Raw genomic sequence first — 20846 nt, 5'->3', positions numbered from 1 at the left:
CGCGCCACGCGGTGAACCGGACGCTCAACCGCCCTGCAACGCCTGGTTGAGTTGCGCCTCGAAGTTCTCCGGCAGGCTCCCGTCGCCTTCCAGGGCCCGCCGGACACCCTCCCGGAACACCCGGCTGAACTGGAAGTAGTGCGGCACCCGGGGCCGGATCCGGGCCTGGCCCACCGCGTCGGCCAGCAGCGGCAGGTACGGGAACTGCTCGCGCAACTGGGGGTCGGCGTAGACGTCGGCCCGGGTCGGCGCGAAGCCGCCCAGCGCGAAGAGCTTGCGCTGCGCCTCCTTCCTGGTCAGGAACTCGATCAGCGCCTGGGCCGCCCTCGGCTGACGGGTGTGCTTGGCGACCGCCAGATTCTGCCCGCCCAGCGCCGACGGGCCGGGCAGCAGGGTGACCTCGAACGGCACCGGGGCGGCCGGGGCCGCGTCCGGTGCGGTCAGCGACCGGTAGTTGAGCGGCCAGTTGCGCATGAACAGGGCCCGGCCCTCCCGGAAGTCCCGCAGGCTGCGGCCCTCGTCGCCGGGGACGGCGAAGGCGTCGCCCACGAGCAGCCCGGCCGGCCGGGCCGCGGCGACGTCACGCAGCCGCCGCTCCCACCGCTCCCGCTGGAAGACGACCCGGTTCTGCGTCTCGTCGACCAGCCGGTCCACCCCGGCGGACCAGATCAGCTCCATGCCGTTGACGGTCAGCCCCTCGTACGGCCCGAACTGCCCGACGTAGCCGGCCATCGCCGGCTGACCGCCCCGGCCCGGCCCGGCGAGGACGCGGCCACGGTCGATGACGGCGTCCCAGTCGAAGCGCGGGTGCGCCGCGCCCGGCCCGGCCGCGCCGAGCAGGTCGGAGCGGTAGAAGAGCAGGCCGGCGTCGGTGTTGAACGGCAGCGCCCAGAGCGAGCCCTGGTACCGGCAGCCGTCGAGCGCCGGCGGGACGAACGCGTCGAGATGGCCCGCGCCGAGCCGCGACTCGTCGATGGGACGCAGGTACCCGGCGGCCGCGAACTCCGCCGTGAAGGTCACGTCCAGGTTGTAGATGTCGACGTCGTTCTCCGGGTCCTGCCCCGGGTCGGTGGCCTGTGCCTGGGCGACGGCGGCCATCTCGCTGTGCTGCTGGTCGGTGGTGACCGGCGCCGGTCGGATCCGGGCCGGGCTCTCCGGGTGCAGCTCGTTCCAGAGCTTGACCAGCTCGTCGCGCTGGCTGCCGGGGCTGGTGTCCTTGCCGCTGAGGATCACCAGTTGCCCGCGCTCCAACGGCTGCTCGCCGGTCGCCGCGTACCAGCCGACGGTGGCGACGACGCCGACGGCCGTGCCGAGGGCCACCCCGAGCAGGAACCCGGACGGGACCCGCCACCGGCGGGGACGGACGACGGGCGGGCCGGTCGGTCCCGGATCGGTCACTGCTCGGCTCCCTTCTCCCACAGTTGACGGAAGAGCCCGGCGAGGGCGCGGTCCACCGTCCCGGCCGCCGCCGGCACGCATGCGCCGCCGGTGGCCAGGGTGGTCTGCCGGAGGGTGCGGCCCCGGAGCCGGTCGTCGCAGCTCGCCTCGCCGACGGCGATCACGTAGAGGCGTACCGGTGGGTCGCCGTCGAGCTGCGGCGTCAGCTCCCCGCTGGCGGTGTCCCGGCCGTCGGTGAGCACCACCACGGCCCGGAGGTGCTCGTCACGCGGGTCACCGCGCCGGCGCACCTCCCGGACCGCCGCGTCGATGGCCCGGTACAGCGGGGTGTCCCCCGCCGGCACGGTACGACGGAGCCGGTCGAGCAGGGCGGCGTCCCGCGCCGGGTCGGCCCGGCCCACCTCCCGCAGCCGGGCCACCGACCCCCGGTGCGCCGTCGAGAACGCCCACACGCCGACCTCGTCCCGGCCGCCGAGCTGGTCGAGCGAGCCGGCGACGCCGTCCACGGCGACGTCGAAGCGGGTGCCCCGGCCCGCCTCCGCCAGCATCGACCCGGAGGTGTCCAGCGCCAGCAGCACCCGGGCCGGTCGGCGGGCCTCCTGGTACCGCCGGTCGGCGGCGGCGAGGGCCATCGGGTCACCGGCGTCGGTGAGCTGCCACTGGGGGTTGTCCAGCAGCCAGCCGGGCAGCACCCCGTTGATCTCGCTGAGCACCGGGCCGGCCCGGTCGAGGTCCGGCACCCGGAAGCCCCGGGCCAGCAGCGCGTCCCGGCCGGACCCGGTCAGCCAGCGCAGGAAGTCCTCCGCCGCGACCCGGGCGGTGGCGCTCTGCACCGGGGCCGGCCAGTCCAGCAGGACCATCCGGTGCTCGGCTCCCGGGGTGACCTCCGGGTAGAACGCCAGCAGCGACCGGTCCCAGGCCGGGCGGCCCCGCTCCACGCAGCCGGCGCCGAGCCGCTCGCCGAGGTTGAACTGGACCAGGGCCTGCTCGGTGGTGACCAGCGCGGGCAGCGGCGGCGCGGCCGGGTCCAGGGCGAGCTGCCGCTGCCGGCACAGCACGGCGGCCAGGCTCCCGAGCGGGAACCCGTGTGCGTCCTGGGCCGCCGCCAGCCGGCGCTCCAGCTGCCGGATCCGGGTCGCGTCGGGCGCGCCGTCGTAGAGCGCCACGTCGACCATCCGGGCCTCCGGCGACACCGTGGGGTCGGGGCGGACCACCTGCCACCCGGTGCCGGCCACCCGCCGACCCGAGTCGGTGGGCAACGGCTCCTCCCTCGGCGCGCGGCTGGCCTTGGCGAACAGCTCCGGCCAGGAGAGCGCGCGTTGCCGGTCCGGGTCGTCGCGCCCGGACTCCACCCGGCCCCGGGGCACCGCGAGGACCAGCGGGGAGCGGGCGACGACCCGGTACTCGCGCACCGTGGTCAGGCTCAGCACCTGCGCCGCCGGCAGCTCCGCCCCGGGGAACCAGACGTCCGGGCGCGGCCCGACGTCGGCCGGGTACCAGCCCGGCGTCCCCGGGTCCCGGTCGGTGGCCGGCCGACCGGGGGCCGCCGACCAGCCGAGCCTGAGCCCCTGCGCCACGTCCGAGGCGGCGGCGGGATAGACGAAGACGTTCGTCGGGCGGCAGCCGCCGGCCCGGGCGGTGGCCCACGACTCGTACGCGGCGGCCACCGACTCGTAGGTGGTCAGGTCGTCCGGCGTGGCCGCCACCCGCAGCTCCACCGGGGCCGCGCAGCCGGTGAGCGGCTCGGGCGCGACGACGAGGGCGGCCACCAGCAGGGCGGCCAGCACGGCCGCGACCCGGCGTCGCGGTTCCCGCCGGCGCGTCGACGGGTCGGTACGCCACCGGCTGAGCGGCTGCCGCCAGCGGGCCAGCACCCGGGGCCGGCCGAACTGGTCGGGCACCGGCAGCCGGCGGATCGGAATCATGAAGGCGGCCGGGTAGTCCAGCTGCGGCCGGAGCCACTTGTCGACCGCGACGACCATGCCGATGACGCACCGCATCCGGCTGTCCCACACCGGCGCCCCGGAGAAGCCCGGCTCGATCCGGTATCCGGCGTCGGTGCGGTTGGCGAGCTGGATCCAGCCACCGCCGACCGGCCCGACGACCCGTCCCTCGAACCACCGTCCCTCGGCCAGGGACCGGGGGAAGCCGAAGACGCGGCAGACCCGGTCGCGGGTGCCGGCCTGGCCGGGGCGGGCGAGCCGGACCGGCCGGGCGTCGGCGGGCGCCGGCCCGAGCAGTTGCAGGACGGCGACGTCGCCCGAGCCGTCCGGGCCGGCCGGCTGCCAGTGCTGCGGGAGCACCACCGCGGCCACGTGCCGGTCGGGCGCGACCAGTGGGAAGGCCAGCGTCACCAGGGTGAGGCCGGTCCCGCCGGGCGTCGGGTGATCCGGGCCGAGCGCCGCCTGCACCACGTGGGCGCAGGTCAGCAGCCGGGTGGAGTCGATCAGGAAGGCCGCGCCGTGGACGACCCCGGCGTCGTCCAGCACGGCGGCCACCGCGAGCTGGGCGTCGTCGGGCACCGGCTGCCCTCTCGCTGCGTGCATGAGTCGTCGCCCGGCGCCGCCGGCTCAGGCGGTGTCGCCGGGCCGGTTCCATTCGAGCTGCACCTTGAGGTTGGCCTCGGAGGTGCCGCTGGCGACGACGAGCCCGGCCTTGGCGGTGAGCTTCACGCCGAACTCCACGCAGACCCGGTCCGGCGGTTCGGCGGCGTCGCGCACGGTGCGCAGGACGCCGGCGGTCAGCGGGCGGAGCCGGTCCAGGACCGACTCCCAGGTCTCGTGCGCGCGGGTCACCGCGTCCCCGGCGCGGCCGACCGGGGTCACGCCCTCCTCGTCGGAGACCTCCACCCGGATGGCGCCACCGCCCTCCAACGGGAACTCGACGAGCTGGGACAACCTGGCCTCCCGACGGATCCGACGGCACGAACAGTTACCGCGATGGATCTGTCACGTTACCGTCGGCGCTCATGCCGGGCCGTCCCGCGGACGATCAGGACAACCCTCCGTCCGACATCCGACAGAAGGCTTGCCCTCGCCCTCGCCCGACCGGTCGTCGGCGCGGTCGGGGCGCCGGTGGCCTCCCGCCGTGCGGCAGGCCACCGGGCACGCCGGTCAGACCAGGCAGTTGACGATGTCGGCGACCGAGCGACGCCGGCCGGTGTAGAACGGGATCTCCTCGCGCACGTGCCGGCGGGCACCGGAGGCGCGCAGGTCCCGCATCAGGTCGACGATCCGGTGCAGCTCGTCGGCCTCGAAGGCGAGCATCCACTCGTAGTCGCCGAGGGCGAACGAGGCGACCGTGTTGGCCCGCACGTCCGGGTAGCCACGGGCCATCCGGCCGTGCTCGGCGAGCAGCTCGCGCCGCTCGGCGTCCGGCAGCAGGTACCACTCGTACGAGCGGACGAACGGGTAGACGCAGAGGTAGGGGCGGGCCTCCTCACCGGCCAGGAACGCCGGGATGTGGCTCTTGTTGAACTCGGCCGGCCGGTGCAGCGCCATCTGCGACCAGACCGGGGTCAACGCCCGCCCCAGCGTGGTCCGCCGCAGCCGCAGGTACGCGTCCTGCAGCGCGTCGCTGGAGGCGGAGTGCCACCAGACCATCAGGTCGGCGTCGGCGCGCAGGCCGGCCACGTCGTACAGGCCACGGACCACCACGTCCTTGCCGGCCAGCTCCTCGAAGAGGGACTCGACCTCGCCGGTGACGTTCTCCCGCAGCGACGGCAGCGGGCTGGTGGCCCGGAACACCGACCACATGGTGTAGCGGATGCTGGCGTTGAGCTCCTTGAGCCGGGCCGCGTTGGTCTGCTCGGTCATTGACCCGATCCTCCCAGTGCTTCGATGATCTCCCCGGCCGCCGTCTCGCCGGAGCGGACGCAGACCGGGATGCCGACCCCGTCGTGACCGGCGCCGGCCAGGACCAGCGTCGGGTGGGCCGTGCGCAGCGCCGCCCGGGCGGCGGCGAGTCGGTCGAGGTGACCCGGGGTGTACTGGGGCAGCGCCCCGCCCCAGCGCTGCACGTGACCGGCCAGCGGCGCGGGCAGCGCCACCCCGAGCACCTGCGACAGCTCCCGGTGCACGGTGGCCAGCAGGTCCTCGTCGGTGAGCTGGAGCTGCGCCTCGTCGCCGTACCGGCCGACGGAGGCGCGGACCAGGGCGACACCGTCCGGCCGGGCCAGGTGCCCCCACTTGGTGGTGAAGAAGGTCGACGCCTTGATCAGCAGCCCTTCGGTGGCCGGCACCAGGAAGCCGGAGAGCGCCGGCAGCTCCGGTCGGGGCAGGGCGAGGGTGACCAGCGCGACGCTGGCGTAGTCCAGGGCGCCGACCGTGGCGGCGACCTCGCCGGCGACGCCGGCGAGCAGCCGGGCGGCGGGGCGGGCCGGCACGGTGAGCACGACCGCGTCCGCCTCGACGTGCTCCGGGTCCCGGGTCGGGCCGACGGTCAGCCGCCAACCGTCCGGGGTGCGGGTGAGGTCGCGCACCGTCGCGTCCAGCCGGATCTTCGCGCCGCTGGCCGTCGCCGCCGCCTCCACCAGCCGGCTCATCCCGCCGGCCAGGGTGCCGAAGATCGGCCGGGGCGGGCCGGGCGTCGCGGCGGCCTGCGCGGTCCGGGCCGAGGCGGCCTGCGCCGCCCGTACCGCCGCGGTCAGGGTGTGTTCGGCGCGCGCCGCGCGGGCCAGCGCGGGCATGGTCGTCACCAGCGACAGGTCGTCGGCGCGACCGGCGTAGACGCCGCCCAGCAGCGGGTCGACCAGGCGGTCCACCACCTGGTCGCCGAACCTGGGCCGGACCAGCGCGCCGACGCTGACGTCCTCGTCGGGGCCGAGCAGCGGGCGGCCGCCGTCGTGGTCGGCCGCCGCCCCCGGGTCGGCGACCTCGGCCACCTTCGCCAGGTCACCGGGTACGCCCATCAGCGTGCCGCCGGGGATCGGGCGCAGCCCGGCGTCGACCACCAGCGCGGCCTGCCCGACGCTCGGGTGGACGAGCTCGTCGGCCAGTCCGAGCCGGCGGACCAGGGCCACCGCGGCGGAGTCGCCCCCGGTGGCCGGGTCGCGCATCAGGAACGACTCGGCGCCCAGCTCGACCGTCGAGCCGGCCAGCTCGCCGGTGCGCAGCTTCCCGCCGAGCGCGCCGGAGCGCTCGTACACGGTGATCTCGGTGCCGGCGGGGGCGCGGTCGCGCAACCGGACGGCGGCGGCCAGCCCGGTGATCCCGCCTCCGATCACCGCGATCCGCCAGGGCTGCCGCATCGTCGTCCTCCCTAGTCGGTCGGTCGCGCGGACACCTCGTGCACCAGCGCGACCACCCGGGTCAGCACGTCGGGATCGGTCTCCGGCAGGACGCCGTGACCGAGGTTGAACACGTGGCCGGGCGCGGCGCGGCCCTGCTCCACGATCCGTCGCACCTCGGTCTCCACCACCGGCCAGGGGGCGAGCAGCACGCACGGGTCGAGGTTGCCCTGCACCGCCCGGTCCGGGCCGATCCGGCGGGTGGCCTGGTCCAGCGGGGTGCGCCAGTCCACGCCGACCACGTCGGCGCCGGCCTCGCCCATCGCGGTGAGCAGTTCGCCGGTGCCCACCCCGAAGTGGATCCGCGGCACGCCCGCGTCGGCCAGCCCGGCCAGCACCGCCGCCGAGTGCGGCAGCACGTAGCGCCGGTAGTCGGCCTCGGAGAGCGCGCCGGCCCACGAGTCGAAGAGCTGCACCGCGGAGACCCCGGCGTCGACCTGCACCTTCAGGAAGGCCAGCGTCACCTCGGCCAGGCGGGCGCAGAGCGCGTGCCACAGCTCCGGCTGGCCGTACATCAGCGCCTTGGTCTTGGCGTGGGTGCGCGACGGCCCACCCTCGACCAGGTAGCTGGCCAGGGTGAACGGGGCGCCGGCGAAGCCGATCAGCGGGGTGTCGCCCAGCTCGGCGACGAGCAGCCGCACCGCCTCGTCCACGTAGGACACGTCGTCGCGGGTGATCGGGCGGATCCGCTCGACGTCCTCGCGGGTACGCACCGGCTCGGCCACCACCGGGCCGGTGCCGGCCACGATGTCCAGGTCGACGCCGGCCGCGGCGACCGGCACCACGATGTCGCTGAACAGGATCGCGGCGTCGACCCCGTGCCGGCGCACCGGCTGGAGGGTGATCTCGGCGACCAGTTCGGGGCGGCGGCAGGAGTCCAGCATCCCCACGTTGGCCCGGATCTCCCGGTACTCGGGGAGCGAGCGGCCGGCCTGGCGCATGAACCAGACCGGGGTGTGCGGGCCCGGCTCGCGGCGGCAGGCCCGGACGAAGGCTGAGTCGGCCGGCCCGCCGCGGCGGGGCTCTCCGTCTCGGGCGGCAGTGCCCGTGGTGTCGGTGCTCATCGCGGCAATCGTGCCACGCGGGCGGGTGGCGGCAGCGGGCAGCGCCGCCTTTTGTGACCCTCGTCCGCAGGGCCGTACGGCCCTGGCGCGGCGGGCGCGGCGGCGCCCCCGCCGTGGGGGCGTCCCGGCGCGCCGGGCGGGGTGGGACCGCGCCCACCTTCGGCGTGCCGTCCGGGCAGGCGGCCCGCACGCGGCATAGGCTGCCGACATGGCCCCCCCGATCGCGCTCCCGGAGACCTTCGTCCGCGCGGTCGCCGGGCTGCGGTCGGTGACTCCCCGGGCCGAGATCGTCCTGGAGGAGGTCGGCGCGCCGCAGCGGCTCGCCCCGTACGCCTTCGCCCTCTCGGCCACCGTGCTGCGCGACGACGACGAGGTGGCCACCGGACGACTGATCCTGCTGCACGACCCGGCCGGGCACGAGGCGTGGCGGGGCACCCTGCGGCTGGTCACCTACGTCACCGCCGAACTGGAGGTCGACCTCGCCGCCGACCCGCTGCTGCCCGGGGTGGGTTGGACCTGGCTGGTCGACGCCCTGGAGGCGCACGACGCCCGGTACCGCGCGGCGGGGGGGACGATCACCCAGACCCTGTCGACGAAGTTCGGCGAGCTGGCCGGCCCGCCCGCCGCCGGGGACATCGAGATCCGGGCGTCCTGGACGCCGCTCGGCGACGACCTGGCCCCCCACCTGGAGGCCTGGTGCGCGCTGCTCGCCTCGACGGCGGGGCTGCCGCCGCCCGGGGTGACCGCGCTCTCCGAGCGCCGGCCGGCCGGCGCCGCCTGATCCGCCGCGCCCGGTCGCGTGGTGTCGACCCGGTCGTCCCGCGCCGTCCGGCCATCCGCCGGACACCTCACCGACACACGTCGGACCGGCTGCGCACACCCGATGGCGCGGCGCACTAGGGTTGTCAGGTGACCGACGAACCACCCCTGCGCCGTCGGGCCGCCGAAAGCCGTACGGGAGAAGCCTCGCCCTCGGCCGTGCCGGAGCCGGAGGACGCGGGGACCGACCAGCCCGACGGTGGCCCCGTCCCGCTCACCGCGCCGCGTGACGGCACCCCCCAGCCGGTGGCGACCCCGGCGGAACTCGACGAGATCGTGGCCCGCTTCGCCGCGGGCACCGGCCCGGTGGCCCTGGACGCCGAGCGTGCCTCCGGCTACCGCTACAGCCAACGCGCCTACCTGGTGCAGCTACGCCGGGAGGGCGCGGGAACCGCGTTGATCGACCCGCTGCCGCTGCCCGACCTGACCGTGCTCGACGAGGCGATCGGCGGGGCGGAGTGGGTGCTGCACGCCGCCAGCCAGGACCTCGCCTGCCTGGCCGAGGTGGGGCTGCGCCCGCGCCGGCTCTTCGACACCGAGCTGGCCGCCCGGCTGGCCGGCTTCGAGCGGGTCGGGCTGGCGGCCCTCACCGAGCAACTGCTCGGCTACACCCTGGAGAAGCACCACTCGGCGGCGGACTGGTCGAGCCGGCCGCTGCCGGAGTCCTGGCTGACCTACGCCGCCCTCGACGTGGAGATGCTGGTCGACCTCCGCGACGCGCTGGACGAGGAGCTGACCCGCCAGGGCAAGTCGGAGTGGGCGGCCGAGGAGTTCGCCGCGCTGGTCCGCAACGGGGCACGGCCGCCGCGGGCGCGCGCGGAGCCGTGGCGACGCACCTCCGGCATCCACCGGGTACGCGGGGCGCGGGCGCAGGCCCGGGTCCGCTCCCTCTGGTACGCCCGGGACCAGATCGCCGCCCGGCGGGACGCCGCCCCGGGGCGGGTGCTGCCCGACTCGGCGATCGTCGCCGCGGCCGAACTGGACCCCAAGGACGAGAAGACCCTGCTCACCCTGCCCGGGTTCGGTGGCCGCTCGGTGCGCCGGCTGGCCCGTACCTGGCTCGCGGCGCTGGACGACGCCCGTCAGCTGCCGGAGGACGCCCTGCCGGTGGCGCCGGCGGTGGAGGGGCCGCCCCCGCCGCACCGCTGGGCGGAGCGCGATCCGGTGGCGGCCGGCCGGCTGGCCCGCTGCCGGGAGATCGTGGTCCGGGTTGCGGGTGAGCACGACCTCCCGCCGGAGAACCTGATCGCCCCCGACTCGATCCGTCGGCTGGCCTGGCAACCCCCGGACGAGATCACCGAGGAGACCGTCGCCGAGGTGCTGCGCGGCTTCGGCGCCCGCGAGTGGCAGCTGCACCTGCTCGTGGCCGCCCTCACCGAGGCCCTCCCCACCCCCACTCCCTGACCCCGCCCATACCCGCTCGATCACGAAGTTCGCGTCCGCGACACGCCGTGCCGTGGACGCGAACTTCGTGATCGACAGCGAGGGGTCAGGGCGGGAGGCGAGAGTGTGGGGTGGGCCACACGGGGGGTGGTGTCGGGGTTGGTTACTGACGAGTAGCATCCGGGGAAACGCCAGCGCCGGCCGACCTTCGTTCGGTCCGTAGCGCCGCCCGGCGGCGCGCAGGGCGAATCATGGTCGAAGAGGAGGCTCCAAGTGCCCCGTGAAGTTAGGGATGTCGTCTTCGTCGACGGCGTCCGCACCCCGTTCGGCAAGGCGGGTGGCATGTACGCCAACACCCGCGCCGACGACCTGGTGATCCGCTGCATCCGCGAGCTGCTGCGCCGTAACCCGCAGCTGCCGCCGGAGCGGGTGGAGGAGGTCGCCATCGCGGCGACGACCCAGATCGGCGACCAGGGCCTCACCATCGGCCGCACCGCCGCCCTGCTGTCCGGCCTGCCCAAGACCGTGCCCGGCTTCGCCATCGACCGGATGTGCGCCGGCGCGATGACCGCCGTCACCACCGTCGCCGGCGGCATCGCCATGGGGGCGTACGACATCGCCATCGCCGGCGGTGTCGAGCACATGGGCCGGCACCCGATGGGCGAGGGCGTCGACCCCAACCCGCGGATCATCGCGGAGAAGCTGGTCGACCCGTCCGCCCTGGTGATGGGGGCCACCGCGGAGAACCTGCACGACCGGGTCCCGCAGATCACCAAGGAGCGCACCGACGCGTTCGCGCTCGCCTCCCAGCAGAAGACCGCCAAGGCGTACGCCAACGGCAAGCTCCAGGGCGACCTGGTGCCGGTCGCGATCCGCGACCCGGAGGCCGGCTGGGGCCTGGCGACCGTGGACGAGGCGCCCCGGGAGACCTCCCTGGAGAAGCTCGCCACCCTCAAGACCCCGTTCCGCCCGCACGGCCGGGTCACCGCGGGCAACGCGGCCGGCCTGAACGACGGCGCCACCGCCAGCCTGCTCGCCGCCGAGGAGACCGCCCGCGAGCTGGGCCTCCCGATCGCCATGCGGCTGGTGTCGTACGGCTTCGTCGGCGTCGAGCCCGAGGTGATGGGCGTCGGCCCGATCCCGTCGACCGAGAAGGCGCTGCGCATCGCCGGGCTGACCATCGACGACATCGGCCTGTTCGAGCTGAACGAGGCCTTCGCCGTGCAGGTGCTCGCCTTCCTCGACCACTTCGGCATCGCCGACGACGACCCGCGGGTCAACCCGTGGGGCGGCGCGATCGCCATCGGCCACCCGCTGGCCTCCTCGGGCGTGCGGCTGATGACCCAGCTCGCCCGGCAGTTCGCCGAGCACCCCGAGGTCCGCTACGGCCTCACCGCCATGTGCATCGGCATCGGCATGGGCGGCACCGTGATCTGGGAGAACCCGCACTGGGAGGGCAACAAGTGAGCGCGCTCGCCGCACCGAACGAGGTCGTCACCAAGGCGCTGCTGCGCCAGGTGAACGTACCGGGGCTGGACCGTCCGGCCGCCCTGATCACGCTCGACAACGGCTTCGACCACACCAAGCCGAACAGCTTCGGCCCGGGCGGCCTGACCAGCCTGGACGAGGCGATCACCGCCGCGCTGGCGGCGAACCCGGCGTTCATCGCGGTCACCGGCAAGCCGTACATCTTCTGCGTCGGCGCGGACATCACCAGCCTGCCGCAGCTCGCCGACCGGGACCAGGCGCTGGAGGTCGGGCGGCTGGGCCACCGGGTCTTCGCCCGCCTGAAGGACAGCGAGGTGCCGACCTTCGCGTTCGTCAACGGCGCGGCCATGGGTGGCGGCCTGGAGCTGGCGCTGCACTGCCACTACCGGACGCTGTCGGCCGGCGCGGCGGCGCTCGCGCTGCCCGAGGTCTCCCTGGGCCTGGTCCCCGGCTGGGGCGGCACCCAGCTGCTGCCGAACCTGATCGGCATCCCGGCGGCGACCCAGGTGATCATCCAGAACCCGCTGATGCAGAACAAGATGCTCAAGCCGAAGCAGGCCGCCGAGATGGGCATCGCGGACGTGCTGCTGGAGCCGGCGGACTTCCTGGAGCGGTCCCTGGAGTGGGCCGCCGGCGTGGTCCGGGGCGAGGTCACCGTGACCCGTCCCGAGGTCGACAAGGACATGTGGGCGGGCGTGCTCTACTTCGCCCGGCAGACCCTCGACCAGCGGCTGCACGGCGCGGTCCCGGCCGCGTACAAGGCGCTGGACCTGCTGGAGACGGCGAAGGACGCCGACTTCGCCACCGGCACCGCCGCCGAGGACGAGGCCCTGGCCGACCTGGTCTTCTCCGAGGAGCTGCGCAGCGGCCTGTACGCCTTCGACCTGGTGCAGCGGCGGGCCAAGCGGCCGGCCGGCGCGCCGGACAAGGGCCTGGCCCGCCCGGTCACCAAGGTGGGCATCGTCGGCGCCGGCCTGATGGCCAGCCAGCTCGCCCTGCTCTTCGCCCGCCGCCTGCAGGTGCCGGTCGTGATGACCGACCTGGACCAGGCCCGCGTCGACAAGGGCGTCGGCTACGTGCACGCCCAGATCGAGAAGGCCGTCAGCAAGGGCCGGATGGACAAGGGCACCGCCGCCAAGCTGTACGGCCTGGTCAGCGGCTCGGTCGACAAGGGCGTCTTCGCCGACGCCGACTTCGTCATCGAGGCCGTCTTCGAGGACCTGAACGTCAAGAAGCAGGTCTGGGCCGAGCTGGAGAAGATCGTCAAGCCGGAGGCGGTGCTCGCCACCAACACCTCCAGCCTGTCGATCACCGCGATGGCCGAGGAGCTGGAGCACCCGGAGCGGGTCGTCGGCTTCCACTTCTTCAACCCGGTCGCCGTGCTGCCGCTGCTGGAGATCGTCCGCGGCGAGCGGACCGACGACGCCACGCTGGCCACCGCGTTCGCGGTCGGCAAGCAGCTGAAGAAGTCGAGCGTGCTGGTGAAGGACGCCCCGGCGTTCGTGGTCAACCGGCTGCTCACCCGCTTCCTCGGCACGGTCTTCGCGGCCGTCGACCAGGGCACCCCGCTGGAGGTGGCGAACCGCGCGCTGGACCCGCTGGGCCTGCCGATGCGGCCGCTCGCCCTGCTCCAGCTGGTCGGCCCGGCCGTGGCGTACCACGTGGGCGGCACCCTGCACGCGGCCTTCCCGGACCGGTTCGACGTCAGCGAGAACCTCAAGCGGATCGCCGACTCGGGCCAGCCGATCGTGGTCGACGACCAGATCAACGACGAGGTCGCCAAGCTGCTCGTGGTCGGCGACCAGCCGCTCACCGAGGAGCAGGTGCGCCAGAACGCGCTCGACGCGCTGGCGCAGGAGATCCGGCTCATGCTCGACGAGGGCGTCGTCGCCGAGGCGCAGGACATCGACCTGTGCATGATCCTCGGCGCCGGCTGGCCGTTCCACCTGGGCGGCGTGACGCCGTACCTGGACCGGACCGGCACCTCCGAGCAGGTCACCGGCCAGCGGTTCCTGCCGCGCGGCCTCGCCAGCCTGCGCGGCTGATCCTCCGCTCCCCCGCGACCGCGGTGGTCGGCGTCCCCTGCCGGGGTCGCCGGCCACCGCGGTCGTCTTTCCCGACGGTCGGCCACCGGCACCGGGCCGTCGTGGAGCTGGCCGAGGCGGTGACCGCCACGGAGCGCCGGCTTGCGGCAGCGGGGCAGACTCGGTGCGGGGCAGCGGAGCCGGCCCGCGGCTCGCTACCATCACGCGTTCTCATCTTCGCCTGGAGCTGATCATGTCCACACCGCCGGTCGACCCCTGGTCCACGCAGCCGGAGCCCGGATCGTTCCCGCCCCCGCCGCCCGGCGACTGGCCGCCGGGCAGCCATCCGGGCGCCCAACCGCCGGCGCAGGCGTGGCCGCAGGTCCCGCAGCAGGGCGGCCACCACGAGCCCACCCAGGCGTACGGGTACCCGCCCGCCCCGCAGCCCACCGCGCCGTACCCGATGTACCAGCCTGGGCAGGCGGGCGTCCAGCCGCCGGGGTCGCCGGTCGGCTACCCGGGCGCGCAGCCGGCCGGGTACCCGGCGGTGCCGCCGGACGGCTTCGCCGGCGCCCCGGCGTACGGGCTGCCGCCCGCCCCGCCGCCGAAGAAGTCCGGGCTGGGGCTGATCCTCTCGCTGGCCCTGGTCGGGCTGCTGGTGCTCTGCTTCGGCGGGGGCGGGCTGGCGTACGTGGCCCTCTCCGGCGACGACGAGAAGCCGACCCCCACCCCGTCGCCGTCGCTGGGCGCCACGACCGGCGCCGCGCCGGAGCCGACCCCGTCGGAGTCCGAGGAGGAGGTGGAACCGGAACCGGCCCCGGAGATCCGTCTGGTCACCCCGACGACCCTCGCCGGCCGGGCGAAGAACACCGAGCCGCAGCTGCGCCGGATCGCCGACGAGATGGTCCGGGACATGAAGAGCGACGTCACCAACGAGACCGGCGCGGTGGGCGCCTTCTACGGCAGCGCCGCCAAGCGGAACATGGTGATGATCTCCGGCGTCTCCGGCCCGGTCCTGCTGCCGGAGAAGGAACTCGACGACGCGATCAAGAGCCTCTCCACCTCCCTGTCGGTGCGCAAGGTCGCCTCGATCAACCCCGGGCCGCTGGGCGGGGTGGCCAAGTGCGGCGACGGCAAGAGCTCCGGCATCGCGCTCGGCGTCTGCGTCTGGGCCGACGAGGGCAGCGTCGGCATGATCGTGATGTTCTTCTCCTCCGCGTCCAAGGCCAAGGCCGAGTTCGCCACCATCCGGGGCCAGGTCGAGAAGCGGTCCTGACGGCAGGATCCGCAGGTCACGGTGGCCGTGGCGTCCCCTGTGGACGACCACGGCCACCGGGTCGGAACAGCTCCTGGGCCGGCCCGACCCGGAGTCGGACGGGACAGCGGGCGGGCGGTGGCCCGGCCTAAGATCACCCGTCCTCACCTGATGATCTGGAGCTGACCTGATGTCCCAGCCGCCGGCCAATCCCTATCCCTCGCAGCCGGACAACGGCGCGCCCCACGGCTCGTACCCGCCGCCGCAGCAGGAGCAGCCGGGTGGTTACCCGGCCCCGTCGCAGCCGACGGTGTTCCCGGCGCAGCCCGGCCAGCCGTTCGGCGACCCCAGCGGCGCGCCGCAGAAGAAGAAGTCCAACGTCGGCAAGATCGTGCTGATCTCGCTCGCCGTGGTGCTGGTGCTCTGCCTGGGCGGCGCCGCGATCGCGTTCTTCGCCGTGAAGGACGAGGTCAAGGAGGGTGTCGAGGCCATCAACACCCGAGTCGTCGCGCCGGACACCCTCGCCGGCCGGGCCAAGTCCACCGACCCGGCGCTCACCGAGGGTGCCAAGGAGCTCGAGGCGCAGCTGAACAAGTCCCTTCCGGACGCGACCAGCACCGCCGGCGCGTTCTACGGCACGCCCGCCAAGAAGGACCTGGTCATGATCGCGGCGGCCTCCGGCCTGAACGCGGACCCGGAGAAGACCCTCGAGGACACCATCGCCGGCGCGGGCCAGAGCGAGGTGAAGATCGCACAGATGAAGACCGTCGACGCCGGCCCGCTCGGCGGGGTGGCCAAGTGCGGCGACGCCGAGGCCGCGAACGTGCCGCTGGGCGTCTGCGTGTGGAGCGACAAGGGCAGCCTCGGCATGATCATCGTCTACTTCAAGAGCGGCCAGGAGGCGGCGGCCGAGCTGCCCGCCATGCGCGCGGCGATCGAGCAGAAGAACTGACCCGTACGGCGTGACCGGGGCCGGCGTCCACCTGGACGCCGGCCCCGTCCGTCAGCCGGTGGTGGCCGCCCGCTCGGCGGCGCTGCGCAGCACGCAGAACTCGTTGCCCTCCGGGTCGGCCAGCACCACCCAGCCGGTGCCGTCGGCCCGGCGCTGGTCGGCCACCAGGACGGCGCCGATGCCGAGCAGCCGCTCGACCTCCTCGTCCCGGCTCCGGTCGGCGGGTTCGAGGTCCAGGTGCAGGCGGTTCTTCACCGTCTTGCCCTCCGGCACGGCCAGGAAGAGCACCTCCGGCCCGCCCGGCGGCAGCAGCATCGCCTCCGGGTCCCCCGGGAAGTCGTCCGGCTGGCGGGGGCACTCGAAGACCTGGGCCCAGAAGCCGGCCAGGGCGTACGTGTCGCGGCAGTCGATGCCGATGTTGTGGATCCGTGCACTCACGGTGGTTCCTCCGCAGATGGATGGAAGCGCCCCGCGTGCGTGGGATGTCAGCGGCGGACCGGGCGGGGCGCGGTGATCGACATGGTGGACATGGGACCGCACCTCCTCTCACCCGTCGGGCTGACTCCGATGATCATGTCAGCCTTCGGTCCACCGCACAAGAGGTCCGCTCACGTCGCGGCGCCGGTGTCCGCCGCCGGCAGCGTGACGGTCACCTCCAGACCCCCGCCGCGCTGGGCGGAGACCTGCACGTTGCCACCGTGCGCGTCGCAGACCGCCCGGACGATGGAGAGCCCCAGCCCGGAGCCGCGCGCGCCGGTCCGCTCCCGGCCACCGCGCCGGAACGGCTCGAACAGCCCCGGCACGTCGGCCTGGTCCACCTCGAACCCGGTGTTGCGGACCACCAGCCAGGACGTCCGCCCGTCGGTGCCGGTACGCACCCAGAGCCGGCCGTGCAGGTGGTTGTAACGCACCGCGTTCTCGATCAGGTTGCCGGCCAGCCGGTCGAGCAGGCCCGGGTCGCCGACCACCGGGGCCGGTTTGAGCGAGGTCTGCACCCGCAGCCCGATCCGCTCCACCTCCCGGGACATCGCCGACAGCGCGTTGGCCGTCCCGGTGGCCAGGTCGCACTCGGTACGGCGGGCCAGCCCGCGCCCGGCCTGGGCCTCGCTGCGGGCCAGCACCAGCAGCGCGTCGACCAGGCCGTTGGCCCGCTCGGAGGCGTCGCGGACCACGGTGGCCATCCGGCGGTACTCGGCGGTGTCCGCCTCGCCGTCGCTGAGCGTCACGTCGATCTCGGTCCGCATCACCGCCAGCGGGGTACGCAGCTCGTGCGAGGCGTTGGCCACGAAGCGTTTCTGCGCCTCGAAGGCGGCGGTGATCCGGTCCAGCATCGCGTCGAAGGTGCGGGCCAGCTCGGCGACCTCGTCGTCCGCCCCGGACCAGCCGATCCGCTGGTCGAGGGTGGCCTCGCCGAGCCGGCGGGCGGTGGCGGTGACCTGGTGCAGCGGACGCAGCGCCCGCCCGGCCACCAGGTACGCCCCGGCGACCCCGACCACGCTGATCGCCAGCAGCGCGATCAACCCCTTGACCAGCAGCTCCTGCGAGGCGGCGTCGACCAGTTGACGCTGCCACACGGCGGCGTCGAGGGACCGGCCGTCGGCCAGCAGCACCGTGGTGCCCGGGCGCAGCTCGTCGCTGGGGCGCAACGCGTCACGGACCAGCAGCCAGGCCAGCACCATCAGGATCGCGCCCGCGCCGACCAGCAGCACCCCGTTCAGCAGGGTCAGCCGCAACCGCAACGTGGGACGCACGCTCACGCCACCACCTCCGCCGTGCGGTAGCCGGCGCCGACCACCGTCTCGATCAGCTGCGGGTCGCCGAGCTTCTTGCGCAGGGTCATCACGGTCACCCGGACGATGGTGGTGAACGGGTCGGTGTTGGCGTCCCAGACCCGCTCCAGCAGCTCCTCGCTGGAGACCACCGCGCCCCGCGCCTTGACCAGCTCGCAGAGGACCCCGAACTCCTTGTTGGTCAGGTCGACCGGCACGCCGGCCCGGGTGACCACCCGACGGGCCGGGTCGATCACCACGTCGGCGACCTCCAGCACCGGCGGCGCGGCCGGGGTGGCCCGCCGGCCCAGCGCCTGCACCCGGGCGACCAGCTCGTCGAAGGCGAACGGCTTGGGCAGGTAGTCGTCGGCGCCGAGCCCCAGACCCTGCACCCGGTCGGCCACGCTGTCGCTGGCGGTCAGCATCAGCACCCGGGTCAGCGTGCCGGAGGCGGCCAGCTCGGCGCAGATCTGGTCGCCGTGCATGCCGGGCAGGTCCCGGTCCAGCACCACCACGTCGTACCGGGTGACGAAGGCCGCCTCGTGGCCGGCGTCGCCGTCGTACGCCACGTCGACCGCCATGCCGCGCTTACGCAACCCGCGCGCGATCGCGTCGGCGAGGTTCCGCTCGTCCTCGACCACCAGCACCCGCATCCCGACCTCCTCGCCGACCTGTCCGACAACCTAGCGCCGGCCGCCAAACCACCCGTCACGGACCGCCGCCGTTGCCGGCGCCGCCCGGGTACGCGATGCTGCCGTCGTCGATCGTCGAGGACCGGAGGGGCCATGACGGGGCGGGACGTCTTCTACCGGGGATTCCGGCTGACCACCGGGGCGTGCCCGGGCACCGCCGACGGGGTGCGGGCCACCGCGCACGGCTTGGCGCTGGCCGACCCGCGACCACCCGACCCGGACGGCCCGCACGAGTCCGGCAGCTGGACCTCTCCCCCGGTCTCCGCCGGCTTCGGCGTACGCGAGATCGTGCCGTCCTGGACCGCGCGGACGCCGCCGGGCTGCTGGATCGAGGTGGAGGTGCGCGGCTGGCACGACGACGCCCCCGGCACCGGCTGGTACCGCCTGGCCCGGTGGGCCGAGGGCGAGGAGCCGGCCCACCGCTGCTCGGTGCCGGGCCAGCGGGACCCCGACGCCCACGTCGACACCGACACCCTGGTGGTGGACGCGGCCACGGTGACCGGCTGGCAGGTCCGGGTGACCCTGCTGCGCCCGCGCGGCGCGTCCGCCGGCCCCACGCTGCACACCATCGGCGCGGTCGCCACCGGCGCGCCGCCCCCCGGCCCGACAGCCGGGCCGGGGGGCGGTGCGACAGGCGATGTGACAGGCGGTGTGACGGACAGCCTCACCGCCGGCCCGACGGACGGCCCGGCGGCCGGCCTGCCGGCAGGGCAGGCAGGGTCGGCGGGCGGCGGCGGAGCCGGGTCGGTGGCGGGGTGGGCCGGCGCGGGGGCCCGGGGCAGGGTGCTGGACGTGCCGCGCTTCTCCCAGCGCCGGCACACCGGCGACGAGACGCGCTGGGGCGGCGGTGGGGACTCCTGGTGCAGCCCCACCTGCACCTCCATGGTGCTCGCCTGGTGGGGCGCCGGGCCGCCACCGCAGCGCTACGCCTGGGTCGACCCGCCCGGCCCCCGGCCCGTCGTGGTGCACGCCGCCCGGCACTGCTACGACGACGCGTACCAGGGGTGCGGCAACTGGTCCTTCAACACCGCGTACGCCGGACTGCACGGGGTGGAAGCGTTCGTCACCCGGCTGCGCTCGCTGGCCGAGGCGGAGGCGTTCGTGGCCGCCGGGATCCCGCTGGTGCTCTCCGCCGCGTTCCGGGCCGGCCAGGTGCCCGGGCTGGACTACGACACCCGGGGGCACCTGATGGTGCTGGTCGGCTTCACCGACGCCGGCGACCCGGTGCTCAACGACCCGTACGCCCCGGACGACGAGTCGGTGCGCCGGACGGTCGACCGGCGCCGGTTCGAGGCCGCCTGGCAGGGCGGCAGCGGCGGGGCCGCGTACGTGATCCACCCGGCGTCGGTGGCGCTGCCGCCGCCGCCCGCGCAGGCCAACTGGTGATCAGCGGGCGAGCCGCCACACGCCGTACTCGCCGCCGGTCATCCGGCACAGCAGCACCGTCCGCCCGGTCCGGCAGTTGCCGGTGACACCGGTGAGCAGGTCGCGGCGGTGGGCCCGGGCCCCGGCGACGTCGAGTTCACCGAGCACCAGCCGCCCGGTGCCGGCCGGACGCACGGCGGTCAGCCGGCCGTCGACGGGATCCCAGCCGATCAGGTCCCAGGTGCCGAGGTCGGCGACGAGCCGGCCGGTCGCCGCGTCGAGGATCGCGAAGGACTCCTGGCTGCCGCTGCCCGGCCCGCTGACCAGCAGCCGGCCGCCCTGCTCGGTCAGCACCCCGGCCCACCGGTCGACCCGCCACCGGGTCGCGCCGGTCGCCGGGTCCAGCGCGGTGATCCCGCCGGTCTGGCCGTGCGCGCAGATCAGCGCGCCGCAGGGCTCGAAGTACCCGACCAGGCCGAGTCGGACCTCCCAGCGCCGGTCCAGCTCACCCAGCCCGTACGCGGTGACCAGCGCCGCGTGGTGCCGGACCACGAGCAGCAGGTCGCCGACCGGCTGGGCGCGTTGCCAGACGGACAGCCCGTCGGGGCGCAGGTCCCGGCTGACCAGCCGCTGCCCGCTGCGGGCGTCCCAGACCTCCACCGGGCCGGTGGAGGGGCTGAGCACGATCCGGTCGAGGCCGTCGGGGCGGAAGCGGAAGCTGGTGGCGTCCGGCAGCGTCGGCACCGACCAGCGGACCCGGCCGGTGGCGGGGTCGACGGCGCTGACCGCGTCCGGCCCCTGCCCGCCGGTGTAGAGCAGCAGCGGGTCGCCGGTGCTGGCGGGGCTGCCCGGCAGGTTCCAGCGCGGCCGGCCGGTGGCCGCGTCGAAGGCGTGGCTGCGGGCCGCCCCCTCCGCGGCCACGTCGGCGGTGACCAGCACCACGTCGCCGACGACGAACGCCGACGCGGAGGCGCCGCCGAGCGGCAGCGGCAGGGACGCCCGCCACAGCGGGGTGAGCGTGCCGCGCCCCCGCGCCGGCACCGCGTACGCGGTCAGCTCCCCCGTCCGTTCCGCCGACTGCTCGGCCGGCGCGACGACGAAGAGCCGGTCACCGTGGACGAAGGCCGCCGTGGTGGGGGTGGCCGGCACGGTGAAGAAGGCCGGCCGGTCCGGTGGCGCGGCCCCGGCCAGCGTCAGCAACGCGGTCACCAGCACCGCGACGATCCGGGCCGGCCGCCCGACGGCGCGGGGCGGGCGCTCACCCGGGTCGGTCACCGGCTCCTCGCGCACGTCGCCCAGGTCGATGAGTGCCACGCCCAGCCCTCCCCGCCTCCGTGCCCCACGCCGTCG

The 20846-nt window shown here is 75.2% G+C and carries 17 protein-coding genes; 7 read left to right on the top strand and 10 right to left on the bottom strand.

Annotated elements, in window-relative coordinates; translation table 11 throughout:
- Positions 1-24: 24 nt before the first annotated feature.
- From GA0070614_RS24065 to hemE, 6 genes are all read right to left on the bottom strand, one after another.
- Complete coding sequence (locus GA0070614_RS24065; protein ID WP_157745074.1) at positions 25-1398, bottom strand: extracellular solute-binding protein; 1374 nt, start codon at positions 1396-1398, stop codon at positions 25-27.
- Positions 1395-3944, bottom strand: coding sequence for a trypsin-like peptidase domain-containing protein (locus GA0070614_RS24060; RefSeq protein WP_088978090.1), 2550 nt, complete (start codon positions 3942-3944; stop codon positions 1395-1397). The genes GA0070614_RS24065 and GA0070614_RS24060 overlap by 4 nt, the downstream gene beginning before the upstream one ends.
- A 24-nt stretch (positions 3945-3968) precedes the next feature.
- Positions 3969-4295 (bottom strand): CU044_2847 family protein, encoded by a 327-nt coding sequence (locus GA0070614_RS24055; RefSeq protein ID WP_197701352.1) that lies wholly within the window; start codon positions 4293-4295, stop codon positions 3969-3971.
- A gap of 216 nt (positions 4296-4511) precedes the next feature.
- Positions 4512-5213 carry a hydrogen peroxide-dependent heme synthase gene (gene hemQ / locus GA0070614_RS24050; protein WP_088978089.1) on the bottom strand — a complete coding sequence of 234 codons (702 nt, stop codon included), beginning with the start codon at positions 5211-5213 and terminating at the stop codon, positions 4512-4514.
- On the bottom strand, positions 5210-6646 hold the full coding sequence (hemG, locus tag GA0070614_RS24045; RefSeq protein ID WP_088978088.1) for a protoporphyrinogen oxidase: 1437 nt from the start codon (positions 6644-6646) through the stop codon (positions 5210-5212). The genes hemQ and hemG overlap by 4 nt, the downstream gene beginning before the upstream one ends.
- A gap of 11 nt (positions 6647-6657) precedes the next feature.
- Positions 6658-7749, bottom strand: coding sequence for a uroporphyrinogen decarboxylase (gene hemE / locus GA0070614_RS24040; protein WP_088978087.1), 1092 nt, complete (start codon positions 7747-7749; stop codon positions 6658-6660).
- A 208-nt stretch (positions 7750-7957) separates the two neighbouring features.
- On the opposite strand from hemE, the gene GA0070614_RS24035 reads away from it, so the two are divergent.
- The 6 genes from GA0070614_RS24035 to GA0070614_RS24010 all read left to right on the top strand — a co-directional run bounded on the left by GA0070614_RS24035 (position 7958) and on the right by GA0070614_RS24010 (position 15670).
- Positions 7958-8530: a DUF3000 domain-containing protein gene (locus GA0070614_RS24035; RefSeq protein WP_088978086.1), complete on the top strand. Its 573-nt coding sequence runs from the start codon at positions 7958-7960 to the stop codon at positions 8528-8530.
- A gap of 128 nt (positions 8531-8658) precedes the next feature.
- A complete protein-coding gene (locus tag GA0070614_RS24030; protein ID WP_088978085.1) occupies positions 8659-9972 on the top strand; it encodes a ribonuclease D in 1314 nt (437 codons plus the stop codon).
- Between the two features lie 252 nt (positions 9973-10224).
- Positions 10225-11418 (top strand): thiolase family protein, encoded by a 1194-nt coding sequence (locus tag GA0070614_RS24025; RefSeq protein WP_088978084.1) that lies wholly within the window; start codon positions 10225-10227, stop codon positions 11416-11418.
- Positions 11415-13484, top strand: coding sequence for a 3-hydroxyacyl-CoA dehydrogenase NAD-binding domain-containing protein (locus tag GA0070614_RS24020; RefSeq protein ID WP_088978083.1), 2070 nt, complete (start codon positions 11415-11417; stop codon positions 13482-13484). The genes GA0070614_RS24025 and GA0070614_RS24020 overlap by 4 nt, the downstream gene beginning before the upstream one ends.
- Positions 13485-13926: 442 nt before the next feature.
- A complete protein-coding gene (locus GA0070614_RS24015; protein WP_088979627.1) occupies positions 13927-14739 on the top strand; it encodes a DUF5336 domain-containing protein in 813 nt (270 codons plus the stop codon).
- Positions 14740-14908: 169 nt separating this feature from the next.
- Entirely contained in the window at positions 14909-15670 is a 762-nt protein-coding gene (locus tag GA0070614_RS24010; RefSeq protein ID WP_088978082.1) for a flagellar basal body-associated FliL family protein, read from the top strand.
- A 51-nt stretch (positions 15671-15721) separates the two neighbouring features.
- Here the strand turns inward: GA0070614_RS24010 and GA0070614_RS24005 are convergent, their stop codons facing one another.
- From GA0070614_RS24005 to GA0070614_RS23995, 3 genes are all read right to left on the bottom strand, one after another.
- Positions 15722-16108 carry a VOC family protein gene (locus GA0070614_RS24005; protein ID WP_088978081.1) on the bottom strand — a complete coding sequence of 129 codons (387 nt, stop codon included), beginning with the start codon at positions 16106-16108 and terminating at the stop codon, positions 15722-15724.
- Between the two features lie 170 nt (positions 16109-16278).
- The gene (locus GA0070614_RS24000) at positions 16279-17421 is read right to left on the bottom strand and encodes a sensor histidine kinase (protein WP_088979626.1); all 1143 of its coding nucleotides are present in this window, start codon (positions 17419-17421) and stop codon (positions 16279-16281) included.
- A gap of 2 nt (positions 17422-17423) precedes the next feature.
- Complete coding sequence (locus GA0070614_RS23995) at positions 17424-18092, bottom strand: response regulator transcription factor (protein WP_088978080.1); 669 nt, start codon at positions 18090-18092, stop codon at positions 17424-17426.
- A 132-nt stretch (positions 18093-18224) separates the two neighbouring features.
- Between GA0070614_RS23995 and GA0070614_RS31460 the strand changes: the two genes are divergently transcribed.
- Positions 18225-19517, top strand: coding sequence for a peptidase C39 family protein (locus tag GA0070614_RS31460; RefSeq protein WP_088978079.1), 1293 nt, complete (start codon positions 18225-18227; stop codon positions 19515-19517).
- Here GA0070614_RS31460 and GA0070614_RS23985 read toward each other — a convergent pair whose 3' ends face one another.
- A complete protein-coding gene (locus tag GA0070614_RS23985; protein ID WP_172892495.1) occupies positions 19518-20810 on the bottom strand; it encodes an outer membrane protein assembly factor BamB family protein in 1293 nt (430 codons plus the stop codon).
- Positions 20811-20846 lie beyond the last annotated feature (36 nt).

Origin of the sequence: Micromonospora coxensis (assembly GCF_900090295.1) — a bacterium.
Classification (GTDB): domain Bacteria; phylum Actinomycetota; class Actinomycetes; order Mycobacteriales; family Micromonosporaceae; genus Micromonospora; species Micromonospora coxensis.
Note: the sequence above shows the minus strand (reverse complement) of the source record. Positions and strands in the feature narration are given on the sequence as shown.